Source organism: Dietzia massiliensis (assembly GCF_018390595.1).
Classification (GTDB): Bacteria; Actinomycetota; Actinomycetes; order Mycobacteriales; family Mycobacteriaceae; genus Dietzia; species Dietzia massiliensis.
This window is the reverse complement of record NZ_JAHBAV010000039.1, coordinates 1-17,426: the sequence shown is the minus strand read 5'-3', so window position 1 is coordinate 17,426 and position 17,426 is coordinate 1. Positions and strand designations below refer to the sequence as shown.

At 70.8% G+C, this 17,426-nt stretch carries 13 protein-coding genes, 1 tRNA gene and 1 pseudogene; 11 read left to right on the top strand and 4 right to left on the bottom strand.

Annotated features, from left to right (window positions below):
• Window positions 1–123 precede the first annotated feature (123 nt).
• The 3 genes from KHA85_RS11380 to KHA85_RS11370 all read left to right on the top strand — a co-directional run bounded on the left by KHA85_RS11380 (window position 124) and on the right by KHA85_RS11370 (window position 1,860).
• Window positions 124–327: a cold-shock protein gene (locus KHA85_RS11380; protein ID WP_007628711.1), complete on the top strand. Its 204-nt coding sequence runs from the start codon at window positions 124–126 to the stop codon at window positions 325–327.
• Between the two features lie 102 nt (window positions 328–429).
• Window positions 430–1,017: a hypothetical protein gene (locus KHA85_RS11375; RefSeq protein ID WP_213185869.1), complete on the top strand. Its 588-nt coding sequence runs from the start codon at window positions 430–432 to the stop codon at window positions 1,015–1,017.
• A gap of 57 nt (window positions 1,018–1,074) precedes the next feature.
• The gene (locus KHA85_RS11370; protein WP_213185868.1) at window positions 1,075–1,860 is read left to right on the top strand and encodes an NRDE family protein; all 786 of its coding nucleotides are present in this window, start codon (window positions 1,075–1,077) and stop codon (window positions 1,858–1,860) included.
• Window positions 1,861–1,935: 75 nt separating this feature from the next.
• On the opposite strand, the gene KHA85_RS11365 is transcribed toward KHA85_RS11370, so the two are convergent.
• The gene (locus tag KHA85_RS11365) at window positions 1,936–3,006 is read right to left on the bottom strand and encodes a 2-oxoacid:ferredoxin oxidoreductase subunit beta (protein WP_213185867.1); all 1,071 of its coding nucleotides are present in this window, start codon (window positions 3,004–3,006) and stop codon (window positions 1,936–1,938) included.
• 26 nt (window positions 3,007–3,032) lie between these two features.
• Window positions 3,033–5,027 carry a 2-oxoacid:acceptor oxidoreductase subunit alpha gene (locus KHA85_RS11360; RefSeq protein ID WP_213185866.1) on the bottom strand — a complete coding sequence of 665 codons (1,995 nt, stop codon included), beginning with the start codon at window positions 5,025–5,027 and terminating at the stop codon, window positions 3,033–3,035.
• 451 nt (window positions 5,028–5,478) lie between these two features.
• Here KHA85_RS11360 and topA point away from each other — a divergent pair, with 451 nt between their 5' ends.
• Window positions 5,479–8,478, top strand: coding sequence for a type I DNA topoisomerase (gene topA / locus KHA85_RS11355; protein ID WP_213185865.1), 3,000 nt, complete (start codon window positions 5,479–5,481; stop codon window positions 8,476–8,478).
• A gap of 15 nt (window positions 8,479–8,493) precedes the next feature.
• Here the strand turns inward: topA and KHA85_RS11350 are convergent, their stop codons facing one another.
• A complete protein-coding gene (locus KHA85_RS11350) occupies window positions 8,494–10,131 on the bottom strand; it encodes an adenylate/guanylate cyclase domain-containing protein (RefSeq protein WP_236885553.1) in 1,638 nt (545 codons plus the stop codon).
• Window positions 10,132–10,203: 72 nt separating this feature from the next.
• Here KHA85_RS11350 and KHA85_RS11345 point away from each other — a divergent pair, with 72 nt between their 5' ends.
• The 3 genes from KHA85_RS11345 to KHA85_RS11335 all read left to right on the top strand — a co-directional run bounded on the left by KHA85_RS11345 (window position 10,204) and on the right by KHA85_RS11335 (window position 12,594).
• The gene (locus KHA85_RS11345; protein WP_213185864.1) at window positions 10,204–11,421 is read left to right on the top strand and encodes a DNA polymerase III subunit delta'; all 1,218 of its coding nucleotides are present in this window, start codon (window positions 10,204–10,206) and stop codon (window positions 11,419–11,421) included.
• Window positions 11,422–11,531: 110 nt separating this feature from the next.
• A tRNA-Thr gene (locus KHA85_RS11340) sits at window positions 11,532–11,604 on the top strand.
• Between the two features lie 186 nt (window positions 11,605–11,790).
• The gene (locus KHA85_RS11335) at window positions 11,791–12,594 is read left to right on the top strand and encodes a crotonase/enoyl-CoA hydratase family protein (protein ID WP_213185863.1); all 804 of its coding nucleotides are present in this window, start codon (window positions 11,791–11,793) and stop codon (window positions 12,592–12,594) included.
• Between the two features lie 24 nt (window positions 12,595–12,618).
• Here the strand turns inward: KHA85_RS11335 and KHA85_RS11330 are convergent, their stop codons facing one another.
• A complete protein-coding gene (locus KHA85_RS11330) occupies window positions 12,619–13,317 on the bottom strand; it encodes an IclR family transcriptional regulator (protein WP_109148461.1) in 699 nt (232 codons plus the stop codon).
• A gap of 256 nt (window positions 13,318–13,573) precedes the next feature.
• Between KHA85_RS11330 and KHA85_RS11325 the strand changes: the two genes are divergently transcribed.
• From KHA85_RS11325 to KHA85_RS11310, 4 genes and pseudogenes are all read left to right on the top strand, one after another.
• Window positions 13,574–14,740: an acyl-CoA dehydrogenase family protein gene (locus KHA85_RS11325; protein ID WP_213185862.1), complete on the top strand. Its 1,167-nt coding sequence runs from the start codon at window positions 13,574–13,576 to the stop codon at window positions 14,738–14,740.
• A gap of 104 nt (window positions 14,741–14,844) precedes the next feature.
• Window positions 14,845–15,906, top strand: coding sequence for an acyl-CoA dehydrogenase family protein (locus KHA85_RS11320; protein WP_213185881.1), 1,062 nt, complete (start codon window positions 14,845–14,847; stop codon window positions 15,904–15,906).
• A 12-nt stretch (window positions 15,907–15,918) separates the two neighbouring features.
• Window positions 15,919–17,118: a CaiB/BaiF CoA transferase family protein gene (locus KHA85_RS11315; protein ID WP_236885556.1), complete on the top strand. Its 1,200-nt coding sequence runs from the start codon at window positions 15,919–15,921 to the stop codon at window positions 17,116–17,118.
• A 70-nt stretch (window positions 17,119–17,188) separates the two neighbouring features.
• A pseudogene (locus KHA85_RS11310) lies at window positions 17,189–17,426 on the top strand (DUF1542 domain-containing protein); the annotation flags it as partial.

Sequence of the window (17,426 nt, the reverse complement as noted above, 5' to 3'; positions counted from 1 at the left end):
TGGTCTACTGGAGCCGGTCGTCACAACCGCCCACCGGGCAGCCGGTGAACGGGGGCGTCGGCCCGACACGCGCGGCCATCCCGCGAGTCGCACCTGGCAGTACGGAAAAGGAACGCAGTAAACATGGCACAGGGCACCGTCAAGTGGTTCAACGCGGAGAAGGGCTACGGGTTCATCGCCCCCGAGGACGGTTCCGCCGACCTCTTCGTCCACTACTCCTCCATCGAGGGCACCGGCTTCAAGTCGCTCGAGGAGAACCAGCGCGTCGAGTTCGAGGTGGGCGAGGGTCAGAAGGGCCCGCAGGCGCAGGAGGTCCGCGCCCTCTGACCGATCAGGTCCGACACGACGAGGCCCCCACCGCGCTCGCGGTGGGGGCCTCGTGCCGTGTCGGGGTCGGCGGTGTCGGAGGCCGACCGTAGGCTCGGAGCCGTGACGCAGCTGTCGTTCTTCGCCGCGGACGACCATGTCCCCGACCCCTCGGATCTCGAGGGCGTCCTGGCCGCCCGCGGCCAGTCCACCCTGGCCGGCGAGGTGGCGCAGGTGTCGGTGGCGCTCGACGCCGCGTGGCGGGCGGACGCGTTCGAGACGATCCTGACGCAGGCGGGGCTGGATCCCGTGCGCTCCGACCCGGATCCCGACGGCCGGTGCACGGTCTCCACGGCGCGGACGTCGGTGCTGGCGCCGATGGTGCGCCGCTGGCGGCGGGGCGCCGTCACCGCGGTCCCGGAGGGGTGGACGCCCTCGGCCGGGGCGCTGCGCATCTGGGTCCTCACCGCCGGCCACATCACGGACACCGGTGTGGCCGAGTTGGGCATCGACGCCGGGCTGGAGCACCACGCCCCCCGGCGGGACGCGCTGCGCGCGGCGCTGGAGCGGGCCGGCATCCGGACGACGTACGTCGGGTCGAAGGGCGGCGGCCCGCTGCTGCGACTGGGGACTGCCAAGGCGCGGGCGCGGCTGGCGCAGAACATCGGCGCACCACCCGCCGGGGTGCCCGCGGAGCACTGGCCCGGCTGACGCGGGGCGCGCCCCCGCCGCGCGCTGCCCCGTCGCAGGTCGACGTACCGTGGGGGTATGTGCATGCTCGTGGTCGCCCGCCGGGTTCACCCCCGCTATCCCCTCATCGTGGTGGCCAACCGGGACGAGGTCCTCGCCCGGCCCACCGAGCCGCTCCACGAGTGGACGCTGGAGCACGACGGTGTCGCGGACATCGTCGCCGGCCGGGACATCACCGCCGGTGGAACCTGGATGGCGCTGGCGCCGGGCGGGCGGTTCGCCGCGGTCACCAATGTCCGCGAGCCCGGGCCGGCGATCCCCGCGCCGGCGTCGCGTGGTGAGTTGCCGGTCGATGCGCTCACCGGGCCGGTGCCGGTCACGGAGTTCGCCCACCACGTCGTCGACGGCCTCGACGCCTACGGGGGCGTCAACCTCCTCGCCGGTGACCTCGACGCCATGTGGTGGGCCTCCAACCGGTCCACCCGCGGCCCGTTGCCTCTCGACGACGGCGTCCACGGACTGTCCAACGCGGCCCTCAACACGCCGTGGCCCAAGGTCGTCGGCGCGGTCCGTGACGTGCGGACGCTGCTGGGCACCGACCTCATGGAGGGCCCGGACTGGTCGCGGGCACTGCTCGACGTGCTGGCGGACCGCCGCCCGGCCGCGCCGTGGACGATGCCCCGCACCGGCGTGCCCCTGACGCACGAGTGGCGGTTGTCGTCGAGGTTCGTCCGCATCGGCGGGACCTACGGCACCCGGTCGACGACCGCGGTCCGCGTGGACCAGCACGGCGTCGCCGACGTCGTCGAACGGACCTGGGACACCCGGGGACGCGTCACGGGGACGGTCACCCGGCGCGTGTGAGCCGGTGACCGCCCCCGTGAGCGGTGGTGCGTGAGCCGTCGGCGTCGCCTGACGCGGCGCTGGTGGTGCTCGGTCCTACTCCACGGTCCAGGTGCTGGAGCCGTCGAGGAGGGCCTGCAGATCGCTGGTGGCGATCTCCTTGGCGTGCTCGACCTGCCCGCGGGCGAGGTCGTCGTAGGTGTCGCGGGCGACCTGGCGGATGATGCCGGTGACCGTGTACTCCAGGTCCTGGCTGGACAGGTTGGCCAGGGCGTGGGCGTAGGTCGGGTCGTCGGTGTGGGCGTCGTGGACCACGATGTCGGCCTCGTCGACGTCCGCGGTGGCGGCCACGGCCAGGGAGAAGCCGCGGCGGACCACGCAGTGCTGGCCGGAGTCGCCGAAGATGATCTTCTCGCCGTGACGCACCGGGATGAGGTGGTCGGCGGCGTCCTCCTTGCGCAGCAGGTCGAAGGAGCCGTCGTTGAAGATCGGGCAGTCCTGCATGATCTCCACGAAGCTGGTGCCGCGGTGGCGGGCGGCGGCCTCGAGGACCTCGGTCAGGCCCTTACGGTCCGAGTCCAGGGCGCGGGCCACGAAGGTGCCCTGGGCGCCCAGTGCCAGTGACAGGGTGTTGAACGGGTGGTCCAACGAGCCCATGGGGCTGGACTTGGTGACCTTGCCGGTTTCGGAGGTGGGGGAGTACTGGCCCTTGGTCAGGCCGTAGATCCGGTTGTTGAACATGAGGATGTTCATATTCACGTTGCGGCGCAGGGTGTGGATCAGGTGGTTGCCGCCGATGGACATGGCGTCGCCGTCGCCGGTGACGACCCACACCGACTGGTCGGGGCGGGTGGTGGCCAGGCCGGTGGCGATGGCCGGGGCGCGGCCGTGGATCGAGTGCATGCCGTACGTCTCGAGGTAGTACGGGAAGCGGCTCGAGCAGCCGATGCCTGAGATGAAGGTGATGTTCTCGCGCTTGAGACCGAGCTTGGGCAGCAGCGCGCGGATGGTGGCCAGGATGACGTAGTCGCCACAGCCCGGGCACCAGCGCACCTCCTGGTCGGAGGTGTAGTCCTTGGGCTTCTGAGGGGCGTCGGTCTTGGGCACCGAGGACAGCGCGTCGAGCGGCAGCTTGGTGCCGACGAGTCCGGGTTCGGTTGTTGTCATGGGGGTCCTCTCCTCGCTCGTCTGTGTCAGCGGGTTCGGTTGGCGGTGGTGGTGCCGGTGGCGGTGTGACCGATCTGCCGGGCGCGGGCCGCGGGCTCACCGGTGGTGGTGACGACCCCGTCGAGCGCGACACGGTACTTGTCGTGCTCGGCGTGGGTGAGGCGGCCGGCGAACTCGGCTTCGATGGCGTTCTGCAGCTCCTCGGCGGAGAACGCCATGCCGTGCACCTTGGTGATGGGCTGGATGTTGGCGGGGAAGCGGGCCTTGAGCAGCATCGACAGCTGACCGAGGTTCATCTCCGGCACCAGCACGCGGCGGTAGCGCCCCAGCACCTCGCCGATGTTGTGGGGCAGCGGGTTGAGGTGACGCACGTGTGCGCGGGCCACGCGGTGGCCGTTGGCGCGGGCGCGGCGCACGGCCTCGCCGATGGGTCCGTAGGAGGAGCCCCATCCCACGACGAGGACGTCGGCCTCTCCCGACGGGTCGTCGACCTCGAGGTCCGGCACGTCGATGCGGGCGATGCGCAGGGCGCGCGTGCGGGTCATCAGGTCATGGTTATCCGGCGTGTAGGAGATGTTGCCGGTGCCGTTGGCCTTCTCCAGGCCACCGATGCGGTGCTCGAGGCCCGCGGTACCGGGCACGGCCCAGTCGCGGGCGAGGGTCTCCGGGTCACGGGCGTAGGGCAGGTAGTCGGGGACCGTCGCGCCCTCCTCGCCCGCCTCGGGCGCGCTGGCAAGGTTCCTGTCGATCTTCGGCAGCGCGTCGACCTCGGGCAGCAGCCACGGCTCGGAGCCGTTGGCGATCGCGCCGTCCGAGAGCAGGATGACCGGCGTGCGGTAGGTGACCGCGATGCGGGCGGCCTCGCGGGCGGCGTCGAAGCAGTCCGCGGGGGACTGGGGGGCCACCACGGCCACCGGCGACTCACCGTTGCGGCCGAACAGCGCCTGCAGCAGGTCGGACTGCTCGGTCTTGGTGGGCAGGCCGGTCGAGGGACCGCCGCGCTGGACGTCGATGATGACCAACGGCAACTCGGTCATGACGGCCAGGCCGATCGCCTCGGACTTCAGGGCCAGACCCGGCCCGGAGGTCGAGGTCACGCCCAGCGCGCCACCATAGGAGGCGCCGAGCGCGGAGGCGATTCCGGCGATCTCGTCCTCGGCCTGGAAGGTGGTCACGTCGAACTGCTTGAGCTTGCTGAGCTCGTGCAGGATGTCCGAGGCCGGGGTGATGGGGTAGGTGCCCAGGAAGACCGGCATGTCGGCCGAGGTGCCGGCGGTGACCAGGCCGTAGGCCAGGGCGGTGTTGCCGGTGACCTGACGGTAGCGGCCCGCGGGGAGCTTGGCGGGGGCGATCTCGTACTCCGACGCGAACGCCTCGGTGGTCTCGCCGTAGTTCCAGCCCGCCCGCAGCGCCAGGGTGTTGGCCTCGAGGATGGTCGGCTTCTTGCCGAACTTGTCGGCCAGGAACTTCTCGATCGAGTCGACCGTGCGCCCGTACATCCACATCAGCAGACCGAGCGCGAACATGTTCTTGCAGCGCTCGGCGTCCTTCTTGCCGATATCGACCGACTCCACGGCGCCGATGGTCAGCGTGCTCATCGCGACCTCGTGCACCTGGAACGCCTCGAACGCCGGTGAGCCCAGCGGGTTGGACTCGTAGCCCACCTTCGTCAGGTTCCGCTTGGTGAACTCGTCGGAGTTGACGATGAGGATCCCGCCCGAGGGCAGGTCGCCGATGTTGGCCTTCAGCGCGGCCGGGTTCATCGCCACCAGGACGTCGGGACGGTCACCGGCGGTGAGGATGTCGTAGTCCGCGATCTGGATCTGGAAGCTCGAGACGCCGTGGATGGTGCCCTGCGGAGCCCGGATCTCGGCCGGATAGTTGGGCTGGGTCGCCAGGTCGTTACCGAACGCGGCCGCCTCGGACGTGAACTGGTCACCGGCGAGCTGCATGCCGTCACCCGAGTCACCCGCGATGCGGATGACCACCTTGTCCAGCTTGGTCTTGGACGCATTGCCCACCGCTGCTGACCTCCAGAAAGTCGTGATGATCGGGACTCGTCGTGGCTCCCGTACGGCCATCGACGGTACGCCCTTTAGGGCGCAGCCCGCGGCCACGGCCGAATTGCCGGAACTGTAACAGGTTGCAATCCGCGGCCGTGGATGTTCCTCTTCATCGTAGACCGATCTGTCTATCTCCGCCACTCGCGACGGTGTGCGCTGGGGGGAACGACGACGAGGGGGCGCTCGAGTGCGCGATGCATATAGAGGGATAGGCCGGACCGTCCCGGGGGGTGGTGGCGTCCGGGTGGGCGTGCTCACGGGGCCCGCGCAGGGGTGGATCGCGTTTCTTCCCGTGACGGACCGGCCTGGTATGAATCTGTATGGAAAGGCTCCGGCACGCGTACCGTAACCGGGACCGGAGTCGACGGCGGGCGTCGCCGACGGATCAGCGCAGGTTGGGAGCACTCCAGTGGCGAGCAAGAAGACAGCATCGGGCGGCAAGCGGAGCCTGGTGATCGTCGAGTCCGCCACCAAGGCGCGCAAGATCCAGCCCTATCTGGGGTCCGACTATGTGGTCGAGGCTTCCGTCGGTCACATCCGCGACCTGCCCAAGGGCGCCGCGGACATCCCCGCCAAGTACAAGAAGGAACCGTGGGCGCGGCTGGGCGTGAACCCGGAGGACGACTTCGAGCCCATCTACGTGGTCAGCGCCGACAAGAAGAAGAAGGTCTCCGAGCTCAAGAAGGAGCTCGCGGGGGTGGATCAGCTCCTGCTCGCGACGGACCCCGACCGCGAGGGTGAGGCGATCGCCTGGCATCTCCTCGAGGTGCTCAAGCCCAAGGTCCCCGTCAAGCGCATGGTGTTCCACGAGATCACCAAGCCCGCCATCCTCGCCGCCGCCGAGAACACCCGCGAGCTGGACACCGACCTCGTCGACGCCCAGGAGACCCGCCGCATCCTCGACCGTCTCTACGGATACGAGGTCTCGCCCGTGCTGTGGAAGAAGGTCATGCCGCGGCTGTCCGCCGGGCGTGTGCAGTCGGTGGCCACCCGCGTCATCGTCGAGCGCGAGCGCGAACGCATGGCGTTCGTCGCCGCCGACTACTGGGACATCACCGCAACCCTGGCGACGCAGCGCTCGGCCGGAGGTGACGCCGGTGAGCCACGCAGCTTCACCGCCAAACTCTCCGCCGTCGATGGCGCCCGGGTGGCGCAGGGCCGTGACTTCGGCCAGGACGGCAGGCTGAAGACCACCGGCGCAGCCAAGGACTCCGTCGTGCTCGACGAGCCCGCGGCCCGCGCGCTGGCCGGGGCTCTCGACGGTGCCGACTTCGTCGTCGACACCGTCGAGTCCAAGCCCTACACACGGCGCCCCTACGCGCCGTTCATGACCTCGACCCTCCAACAGGAGGCCGGCCGCAAGCTCCGGTACACGTCCGAGCGCACCATGCGCATCGCGCAGCGGCTGTACGAGAACGGCTACATCACCTACATGCGAACCGACTCCACCACCCTGTCCGAGGGTGGCATCGCCGCCGCCCGGGCGCAGGCGGCGGAGCTCTACGGCAGCGAGTACGTCTCGCCCACGCCGCGGCAGTACACGCGCAAGGTCAAGAACTCACAGGAGGCGCACGAGGCCATCCGCCCCGCCGGTGAGTCATTCGCCACCCCCGGCCAGCTCCACGGGGTGCTCGACGCCGAGGAGTACCGCCTCTACGAGCTCATCTGGCAGCGCACCGTCGCCTCCCAGATGGCCGACGCCCGCGGAACGTCGGTGAGCATCCGCATCAGCGGGCAGGCCGGTGACAACGCCTCCGGCTACAGCCGCGCCACCTTCTCCGCGTCCGGTCGCACCATCACGTTCCCGGGCTTCCTCAAGGCCTACGTCGAGGCCGCCGACGAGCCCGCCGAATCCTCCGACAAGCCCATGGCCGACGACGCCGAGCGGCGCCTGCCGCAGCTGTCCGAGGGCCAGCCCCTCACCGGCTCGGATCTCGTGCCCGAGGGACACACCACCAGCCCGCCGGCCCGCTACACCGAGGCCAGCCTCGTCAAGGCGATGGAGGAGATGGGCATCGGCCGCCCGTCCACCTACGCGAGCATCATCCGCACCATCCAGGACCGCGGTTACGTCTACTCGCGCGGCAACGCGCTCGTGCCCAGCTGGGTGGCGTTCGCGGTGGTCGGGTTGCTCGAGCAGAACTTCGGTCGGCTCGTCGACTACGACTTCACGTCCCTCATGGAGGACGAGCTCGACGCGATCGCCGAGGGCCGTGAGAACCGGAGCGACTGGCTGCGCCGCTTCTACTTCGGCGTCGGTGGCCCGGGGGGCCACGGTGAGGGGGGTGAGGGCGACGCGGACTCCAACTACGCGGTGGGGCTGAAGAACCTCGTCGACGTGAACCTCGAGGCCATCGACGCCCGCAGCATCAACTCGATCCGCGTGTTCGACGACGCCGAGGGGCGCCCCGTCTACGTGCGCGTCGGTCGCTACGGTCCGTACCTCGAGCGGATGGTGACGGGCGAGTCCGGAGAAGAGGAGTCGCAGCGCGCCAACCTGCCCGAGGGCATGAGCCCCGACGAGCTCACCCTGGAGGTGGCCGAGAAGCTCTTCGCCACCCCGCAGGACGGGCGTCCGCTGGGCGTGGACCCCGAGACCGGGCACGAGATCGTCGTCAAGGACGGACGCTACGGGCCCTACGTCACCGAGAAGCTGCCCGAGCCGAGCGACGACGAGAAGGCCGCGTGGGCGAAGAAGGTGCTCGCCGACGCCGAGGCGGAGAAGAAGCGGATCGACGCCGAGCGCGACGCCGCGATCGCCGCGGCGAAGGACGACGAGGCCAAGGCGGAGGCCAAAAAGGCCGCCACGAAGGCCAAGGCCGCGGTCACGCGCAAGGCCAAGAAGGACTCCGAGAACCCCACGGGGCCCAAGCCGCGGACCGGGTCGCTCATGCAGTCCATGGATCCGGCGACGGTCACGCTGGAGGACGCGCTCAAGCTCCTGTCTCTGCCCCGCGTCGTGGGCGTCGACCCCGCCAGCGGCGAGGAGATCACCGCGCAGCTCGGCCGGTACGGGCCGTACCTGAAGAAGGGCACCGACTCGCGCACTCTCGAATCCGAGGACGCGGTGTTCACGGTGACGCTCGAGGAGGCGCTCAAGATCTACTCCGAGCCCAAGCGCCGGGGTCGCCAGGCCGCCGCGCCCAAGGCGCTGCGCGAGATGGGTATCGACGAGGTCTCCGGCAAGCAGATGTTGGTCAAGGACGGCCGGTTCGGCCCCTACGTGACCGACGGCGAGTCCAACGCGTCGCTGCGCAAGGGCGACACCGTCGAGAGTCTCACCGACGCGCGGGCCTCCGAGTTGCTCTCGGAGCGCCGGGCCAAGTCGCCGCCGGCGAAGAAGGCCCCCGCCAAGAAGTCGGGCGCCCGCAAGGCCCCAGCGAAGAAGGCGGCCTCCTCCCGTCGCTGACGGACGGCGGGTCGGTCAGAGCGTCGCGTCGTCGACGACCGCGTCGGCTGCCGGAGCGGCGGCGGGGCGTGCGTCCGACGCCGCGGACTCGGCGTCGGACGCGGACCGCCGCACGGCGTCGCCCGCCTGCCACCGATCCGCCAGGGTGGGGCGCAGGGGCCGGGCGAGCTGGGTCATGATCCCGCGGCCGCGCAGCTCGACGCTCTGGCCCAGCACCCACCGGGCGGCCTCCGGGTCGTCCGCGTGGTGGATCGTCGCGGCCGAGGCCAGTACGTGCCCCTGCTCCATCTTGGCCAGGGTCGTGAGGCGCGCGGCTTCGTTGACCGGGTCGCCGATCACCGTGTACTCGAACCGCTTGGCGTGACCGATGTGCCCGGCGATGACCGTCCCGTAGGAGACGCCGATGCCCGCGGAGAGCGGCGACAGCTCGGCGAGGCGGCTCTGCAGTGCGCGGGCGGCGCGCAGGGCGCGGCCGGCCTCGTTGTCCACCTCGAGGGGCGCGCCGAAGACCGCGAGGAGTGCGTCTCCCTGAAACTTGTTGATGTACCCACCGTTGGAGTCGACGGCCTCGACCGCGATCCGGAAGAATTCGTTGAGCACCGACACGACCTCGGCGGGCTCGTGTGCTGCCGCGAACTCGGTCGACCCGGTGAGGTCCACGAACAGCACCGCGACCTCCCGCTCCTGCCCACCGAGTTCGGTGCCGCGCTCGAGGGCGTTGCGGGCAACGTCCTCGCCGACGTAGCGGCCGAACAGGTCCTGGATCGCCTCGCGCTCCTGCAAGCCGGTCACCATCTCGTTGAAGCCCTGCGCCAGGCGGCCGATCTCCGAGCTGTCGTAGATCGTCACGCGCGTCTCGAGGTCGCCCTGCTTGACGCGGCTGACACCCGCTTGCATCTCGCGGACGGGGTCGGCGATCGAGTCCGAGACCAGCCCCATGCCGATGGCGCCGGCGATGACGGCGACGCTCGCCAGGACCGCCAGTGCGACGAGGATGGTCCCGGGGTCGTCACCGAACAGTCCGAACCAGTGGCCGGTGAGGATGAGCAGGATGCCGGCGATCGGGATGACCGTCGTCAGCGCCCAGCCCAGGAAGATCCGGCGCCGGACGCCGGGGACGTGCCGGTTGGCCGGCACGCCGCTGGCCAGCGCGCGCACGGTGATCGGCCGCATGATCCGCTCGGCCTGGAGATAGGAGATGAGGACGGTCGTGCTCCCGCCCAGGAGGCTCGTCACCGACACGATGAGGGCGAGCCTGGGGGAGTGGCCGACGTTGACGGCGGCGAACAGCAGGGTCCCGATGAGCCACATCGTGCCCGAGATGATCGCCTGGTGAAACGGCAGACGCAGGGTGCGGCGGCGGATGGCGCCGTCGAACTCCGCGCCCGCCCGGTCCACTCTGAGCACGGGTAACAGGAGCAGTGTGGAGGCAATGACGCCGCCGATGAAGGCCAGCACCAGGTAGCCGATGAAGAGGTACTGGTTGAGGAACCGGAACTCGTCGAGGTCCAGGAACCGGTCCACCGGCAACACGAAGCGCAGGAACGAGAACACGAAGACCGCGCCGATGATGTTGGCCTGCACCATCGTGAGCGCATACACGGGCCAGGGGGTGGCCCACAGCCACCTGAACAACCTGACCCAGCGCTCCATCGGTCCCAGCCTAGTTCGCGCCGGTGCCGGTGGGGACTCAGGTGTGTCGGTCCGCGGGGATAAGGTGGGGCCATGCCCGGGGTGTTCGAACGATTGGCCGGACAGGCCGACGTCGTGGCGGAGCTGACCGCTGCCGCGACGGCCGCCCGTGCCCGCGTCCCGGGCCAGGGGTGGGACGAGTCCGACCCCCGCATGGTCCACGCGTGGTTGTTCACCGGGCCGCCGGGCAGCGGACGCAGTGTGGCGGCAATGGCATTCGCGGCGGCCCTGCAGTGCGAGGACCCCGACGTGGTGGGGTGCGGTCGGTGCCGCGCGTGCCATACCGTCCTGGCGGGAACTCATGCCGACGTCCACCTGCTCGCCCCGCAGGGCGTGAACATCCTCCTCAAGGACGTCAAGGAGACCATCCACCGCGCGGCCAGCCGTCCAGGGACCGGTCGGTGGCAGATAGTCGTGGTGGAGGAGGCGGACCGGCTCACGGAGCAGTCCGGCAACGCGCTGCTCAAGGTGGTGGAGGAGCCGCCGAGCCGGACCGTGTTCCTGCTGTGCTCGCCGACCACCGATCCGATGGACATCATGGTCACACTCCGCTCGCGGTCGAGGAACGTCGCGCTGCGCCAGCCGAACGCCGCGGCGGTCGAGCGGGTCCTTCTCGCCGACGGCGACGCGATCGAGCCGGATCTCGCGCGGTGGGCCGCCTCGGTTTCCTCCGGGCACGTGGGGCGGGCGCGGTGGCTGGCCACCGACGAGGCGACCCGCGAACGTCGGGACGTCGTCCTCCAGCTGCCGATGGTCATGCACAACCCCGGGCGGGCCTTCCCGCTCGCGAGCCGGCTCGTCAGTTCCGCCGAGCAGGAGGCGCTCGCGCGCAACACCGAGTCGGACGAGCGAGAGGTCGAGGAATTACGTACCGCCCTCGGCGCCGGCGGCACAGGTAAGGGCACCGCGTCCGCCGGCCGCGGGGCGACGGGCGCGGTCAAGGAACTCGAACGTGCACAGAAGTCCCGGCGAACCCGCTCCACCCGTGACTCGCTGGACCTCGCCCTGGTCGACCTGGCCGGCTTCTACCGGGATGCACTCATGGTCGCGCTCGGTGCCCGCGACGTCGCCGCGGTCCACCCCGACAAGGCCGAGGAGGCTGCGCGCCTCGGCGGGCACTATTCGGCTGCCTCGATCCTCAAGGCGATCGAGGCGGTGCAGGAGTGCCGGGCCGCGATCGAGGTCAACGTCAAGCCGAAGTTCGCGGTGTCGGCGATGGTCGGTGCGATCCGCGCGGCGCTCGACTCCTGACCCGCCAGGCTGGAGTGGTCCGGCGTGAGCGCCGGGGGAGTGCTCCCGGCGCGGGCCGTTTTTCGGCTCAGGGGTCCGTCGGATATAGTTGCGTCGCCCCACAAGGGCTCGCCGCGTTAGCTCAGTCGGTAGAGCATTTCACTCGTAATGAAAAGGTCGTCGGTTCGATTCCGACACGCGGCTCCGCAGAGAATTCCTCAGACCCCCGGTCCTCCAGGCCGGGGGTTCTGTCGTTCCGCAACCGTGCGTACGGGCAGACCCGAGACGGCAGTGATCGTTGACGGTGACGCGCCGGGTCGATACTGTCGGGTAACGGTTTACGTAGTTAGATAGCGAGCCGGTTTCCGCGACTACGAAAGAAGTCCCCTCATGGCCTCAGCGCCCCTGCTCGTCGAGCGAGCCGACCACATCGAGACGTGGACCCTGAACCTCCCGGACGCCCGCAACCCCATCTCGGACCCGGCCATCGTCGACGCCCTCTGTGAGCAGGTCGCGGTGGTCAACGCCGACCACGATGTGCGCGCCGTGGTGCTCACCGGCGCTGGGTCGGCGTTCTCGGCGGGCGGGAACGTGAAAGACATGGCCGACCGGGCCGGCATGTTCGGGGGCTCGCCGTACCAGCTCCGCGACGGCTATCGCCACGGCATCCAGCGGATCCCCCGCGCCCTGTACCACTGTGAGGTCCCTGTGGTGGCCGCGGTCAACGGGCCGGCGGTCGGCGCGGGCTGCGATCTCGCGGTGATGTGCGACCTGCGGGTGGCGTCGACCAGGGCGTGGTTCGCGGAGAGCTTCGTCCAGCTGGGCATCATTCCCGGCGACGGCGGGGCCTGGCTGCTCACCAAGGCGATCGGTCCGGCGCGCGCGGCGGAGATGGCTCTCACCGGCGACCGGGTGCGGGCCGAGCAGGCCGCCGAGTGGGGCCTGGTCAACCAGGTGGTCGACCCCGACGACCTGATGGACGCGGCTCGCGGTCTCGCGGCGCGGGTTGCCAAGAACCCGCCGCACTCGGTGCGGATGGCCAAGCGGCTGCTCCGCGAGTCCCAGCACCAGTCGCTGGAGTCGCTGCTCGAGCTGTCCGCGTCGATGCAGGCCCTGGCCCACCACACCGAGGATCACCGCGAAGCGCTCGCGGCGTTCGGGGAGAAGCGCGCCGGTCGGTACGAGGGGCGGTAGCCGGCGGCGGCCGCGGGTCCTCGGCTACCGGAGGCCCCACGAGGTCGCGTGCTCGAGGCACGCGCTCGCGAGTTCGTCCTTGCGGGCGAGGATCTCGGCTCGGCTGCCGATCACGCCGACCGTCGCGATGGTGCGGCCGCGCTCGCGCAGTGCGACGGAGACCCCGTCCCCGCCGTCGACGGCCACCCCGGGCGCGCGGCAGACCCCGGTGTCGATCAGGTCGTCGAGGGCGGCGAGGAACCGGTCGACGTACTCGGCGTCCTCGCGGGGCCGAGAGTTGAGGTAGGCCCACACGTCCCGCCGCTCGCGGTCCGCGAGGAGCAGCCACCCGGACGAGGTCCGCAGCAGAGAGCGACGCAGTTTGTTCTCCGCGAGGTAGGCGTAGTGCGGGTCGGAGGAGACAAAGTCCACGTAGAACAGGTCGTCGCCGACATCCGTCGACAGAGTTGTCGTGAGCCCGGTCTGTGAGTGCAGCGCTTCCAGCTGCTCGTGGGACACCGAGGTGACGGGCGGGCGTCCCGCGATCACGTTGAGCAGGTACGGGGCGGTGCCGAGCGTGTAGATCCGGTTCCGCTCGTCGAGATATCCCACGGCGACCAGGCCGTTGAGGAGTCCCTGGGTGGAGCTGATGGGCGCGTCGAGGGCCTTGGCCACCGCGGTCAGCGTCATCCCCGAGCCGGAACGCGCGACGAGTTCCATGATCGCGGCGACCCTGTCGACCATCCGGTGGCGTGGTCGTTCGGTGGCCCGGCCGACGTCGCTCGCGGAATCGCCGCCCGTCGTCTCGCTCTCCGTCATGAGGTAACAGTATCCGGCCTCTCGGAAAACAGCCCAGTGATCCGTAGACACGTACCCCATTCCTTCATTGCGTAAGACTCGCGACCGTGCGATGCTGTTCCCGTGGCGCTGGTCACTATCGGCGCCGGGAATCCCCGAACCGGCTAACCCCGGTCACCGCACCCCGACCCGAGGAGCACCGATGAGGTCCGCGCTCGCCCCACCCACGACCCTGGCGTCGGAGCAGATGACCGCCCTGCGGGCGGAGGTCCGTGCCTTCCTCGCGGACGAGATCGCGGCGGGGCGACTGACCCCGTGGATCGACACCTGGCTGACCAAGTGGGACGAGGACTTCACCCGGCGACTGGCCGAGCGTGGATGGGTCGGGATGACGATCCCCACCGAGTACGGCGGTCGGGGACGCACGTTCCTCGAGCGCTTCGTCGTCACCGAGGAACTGCTCTCCGTGGGCGCACCGGTGGCAGCGCAGTGGGTCGCCGACCGGCAGATCGCCCCATCGCTGCTGCGCTACGGCACCGAGGAGCAGAAGCGCGAGTACCTGCCCAGGATCGCGGCGGGCGAGTGCTGCTTCGGCATCGGGATGAGCGAGCCGGACTCGGGCTCCGACCTCGCCAGCGTCCGCACGAAGGGCGTGAAGGTCGACGGCGGCTGGTCGATCACCGGAACCAAGGTGTGGACGTCCGGCGCCCAGCACGCCGAGGCGTTCATCGCCCTCTGCCGGACCGAGCCACTCGACACCACGATCCGCCACGCGGGCCTGAGCCAGTTCATCGTCGATCTGCGCAGCGAGGGGGTGACCATCCGGCCGATCGTGTCGCTGTCGGGCGACCACCACTTCAACGAGGTGATCCTCGACGAAGTGTTCGTCCCCGACGCCATGGTGTTCGGCACCCTCGGCAACGGCTGGGAGCAGGTCAATTCCGAGCTCGCCTTCGAACGCAGCGGACCCGAGCGGTTCCTGTCCTCGTTCCGCCTGCTCGCCGCCGAGATCGGGGCGGTCGCGGAGGGAGCGCTGCCCGCCCGCGCGGACCTGGGTCGGTCGGTGGCGCGGATGGCCGGCCTGCACTCGCTGAGCCAGAACATCGCCGGCGCGCTCCAACGAGGTGAACCCGCCGACACCGCCGCCGCGCTGGTCAAGCTGCTCGGCACCACCACGGAGGGGGACCTCGTCGACGCGGTCTCCACCGGCCTCGGCGACGAGTTCCGGCCGGGCGACGGCGACCCGGCGGCGTCCGAGCTGACCGACCTGCTCCGCGCCGGACTCCATCAACGCCCCGGCTTCACGCTGCGCGGCGGGACCAACGAGATTCTGCGCGGCGTGATCGCGCGGGGACTGGGGATGCGATGAGCCACGCCACCACTGACCTGCACACCACCACTGACCCGCAGGCCGCCACGTCCGACCAGCAGGCCGCGACCGCCGACCTCGCCGTCGACGAGGACCTCCTCGCCATGATGGGCGACGTCCTGGCCGAGCACTCCGGCCCGGGCATCGAGCCGGACCCCGCGGCCGTGTGGCGGACCCTGGCAGAGGTCGGCCTCGCCCGGCTCACCGCCCCCGAGACCTCAGGCGGCAGCGGCGCCGGCTGGGCCGAGGCGGCTGCACTACTCCGCCTGTCAGCGGCCGCGGGAGTGGCCGTTCCCTACGCGGAGACCGACCTCGTCGTCGGGCCCCTCCGCCGCGCCGCCGCGCTCGACGACGCCTCCGCCGGGACGGCGACCCTCGCGGTGCTCGGCCCCGACGGACACGCACGGAGGGTTCCCTGGGCGGGTGCGACCGACACCGTCCTGTTCGTGCGACCGGCAGGAGGGGACGACGACGAGGTGGGCGGCCGCCCGGCCGGCGGGTACGAGGTGGCCGAAGTGCCGACCGGCCGGACCGGCGTCGCGGCGGTCCGAGGGGTCTCCGCGGTCCCGCTGGCCGACGTGACGCCGCCCGAGGACGTCGAGTGGACCGCCGTCGAGCCGGGCCCGGTCGAGGTCGCAGTCCTGCGGGGAGCGTTGGCGCGAGCGGTGCAGTGCGTGGGCGCCGCCGAGGGGATGCTCGACTCGGCCGTCGCGCACACCACCGAGCGGACCCAGTTCGGCCGGCCACTGGCCCGATTCCAGTCGGTGCAGAACCTCGTCGTCGACATCGCCGCCGAAACCGCCCTCGCCCGGGCGGCGGCCGATCAGGCCGTCGCCGACGCACTGGCCACCGACCTCGCCGGTCCGCTGTCCGGATTCCGGGTGGCCGTCGCGCGAAGCGTCGTCTCGCAGGCGCTCGCCGTGGCCGTCCGCAACGCACACCAGGTCCACGGCGCGATCGGGACGACCCACGAGCACACCCTGCACCGCCTGACCCTGCCCGCGCTGCAGTGGCGGGGGGAGTTCGGCTCGGCCGCCTTCTGGGAGTCGCTGCTCGCCGATGCGGCGGTCCGCGACGGCATGGACGGTGCGTGGCCCCTGATCGTCGAGGGCGCCCCGGTGGAGAGCCCCGCCGCCGCGTGGCTCGACCGCGTGACGGGAGCCTGAGCCGTGACCGACATGCCGCGCACCGGCGCGCTCACCGACATCCGGGTGGTGGACCTGTCCCGCGTCCTCGCCGGTCCCCTGTGTGGACAGATGCTCGCCGACCACGGCGCCGATGTCATCAAGGTCGAGCCGCCGGACGGGGACGAGACCCGCGGATGGGGGCCGCCGTTCGTGCGGGAGGACCACAGCGCCTACTTCGACGGTCTCAACCGCAACAAGCGCAACGTGAGCATCGATCTGCGCCTCGCGGACGGGCAGGCTCTGCTGTGGCGGATGCTCGAGGGCGCGGACGTGGTGATCGAGAACTTCAAGGCCGGGACCCTCGAGCGGTGGGGGCTGGCGGACGACGTGATCGCCGAACGGTTCCCGCGGCTCATCCACTGCCGCATCACCGGGTACGGCGTCGACGGCCCGCTGGGCGGGGCGCCGGGCTACGACGCCGTCCTGCAGGCGCTGTCCGGCCTGATGAGCATCAACGGTGAGCCCGACGGCCCGGCGATGCGGATCGGCATCCCGCTCGTGGACATCGTCACCAGCCTCAACGCGATGAACGGCATCCTCCTCGCGCTGCACGCCCGGCAGACGACCGGGCGCGGGCAGTTGATCGACCTCGCGCTGCTCGACAACGCTGTGTCGATCCTGCACCCGCACGCGGGGAAGTGGTTCGCCAGCGGGGAGCAGCCCGTCCGGACCGGCGTGGCGCATCCGACGATCTGCCCCTACGAGACCTTCTCGTGCGTGGACGGGCCCTTCTTCATCGGGGCCGGCAACGACCGCCAGTTCCGTTCCCTCGCGGCTGCGCTGGGCGCACCCGACCTCGCCGACGACCCCCGCTTCCACACCAACGCCGATCGGCTCGCGCACGCGGAGGAACTCCGGGGGATCCTCGGGGACCTCGTCGGCTCGATCGGCCGCAATGACCTCGCGGACCGGCTGCGCGCCGCGGGAGTGCCCTCCGGGGCGGTCAACCAGGTCGGCGAGGCACTCGAGATGCCGCACGTCCTGCACCGCGAGATGGTGGTCGAGCGGGAGGGCTACCGCAGCGTCGGGATCCCTGTGAAGATGTCCGAGACGCCCGGGTCCGTCCGCTTCGGCCCACGCCCTCGCGGGGCGGACACCGACGAGGTGCTCACCGGATTCGGGATCGGCCCGGCGGAGGTGGCCCGCCTGCGTGAGGCGGGCGTGGTGAGCGGCGGGGACGGCCGCCCCTGACCGCGGCGGACGGCGCACCTGAACCAGCGTTCTCGGTACCCTCGGAACCAGTACCGAGAAAGGTCGTGTCGTGGAATTCCTCCTCATCGCCGCAGTGATCGCGGTGGCCGTCGCTGTGGTCTCCCGCAGCCAGAACAAGGGCCAGACGCAGCTGGAGGCGCACCACAACCGTCATCTCGAGGACTACCGCGCCGAGGCGTCCCGCTGGATCGAGCGCCTCGGCGGCCAGGTCTTCAATCTCGACGGCACAGACGAGGCATCCAAGCAGGCGATGGCCGACGCCTCCGAGCGCTACACCGCCGCCGTCG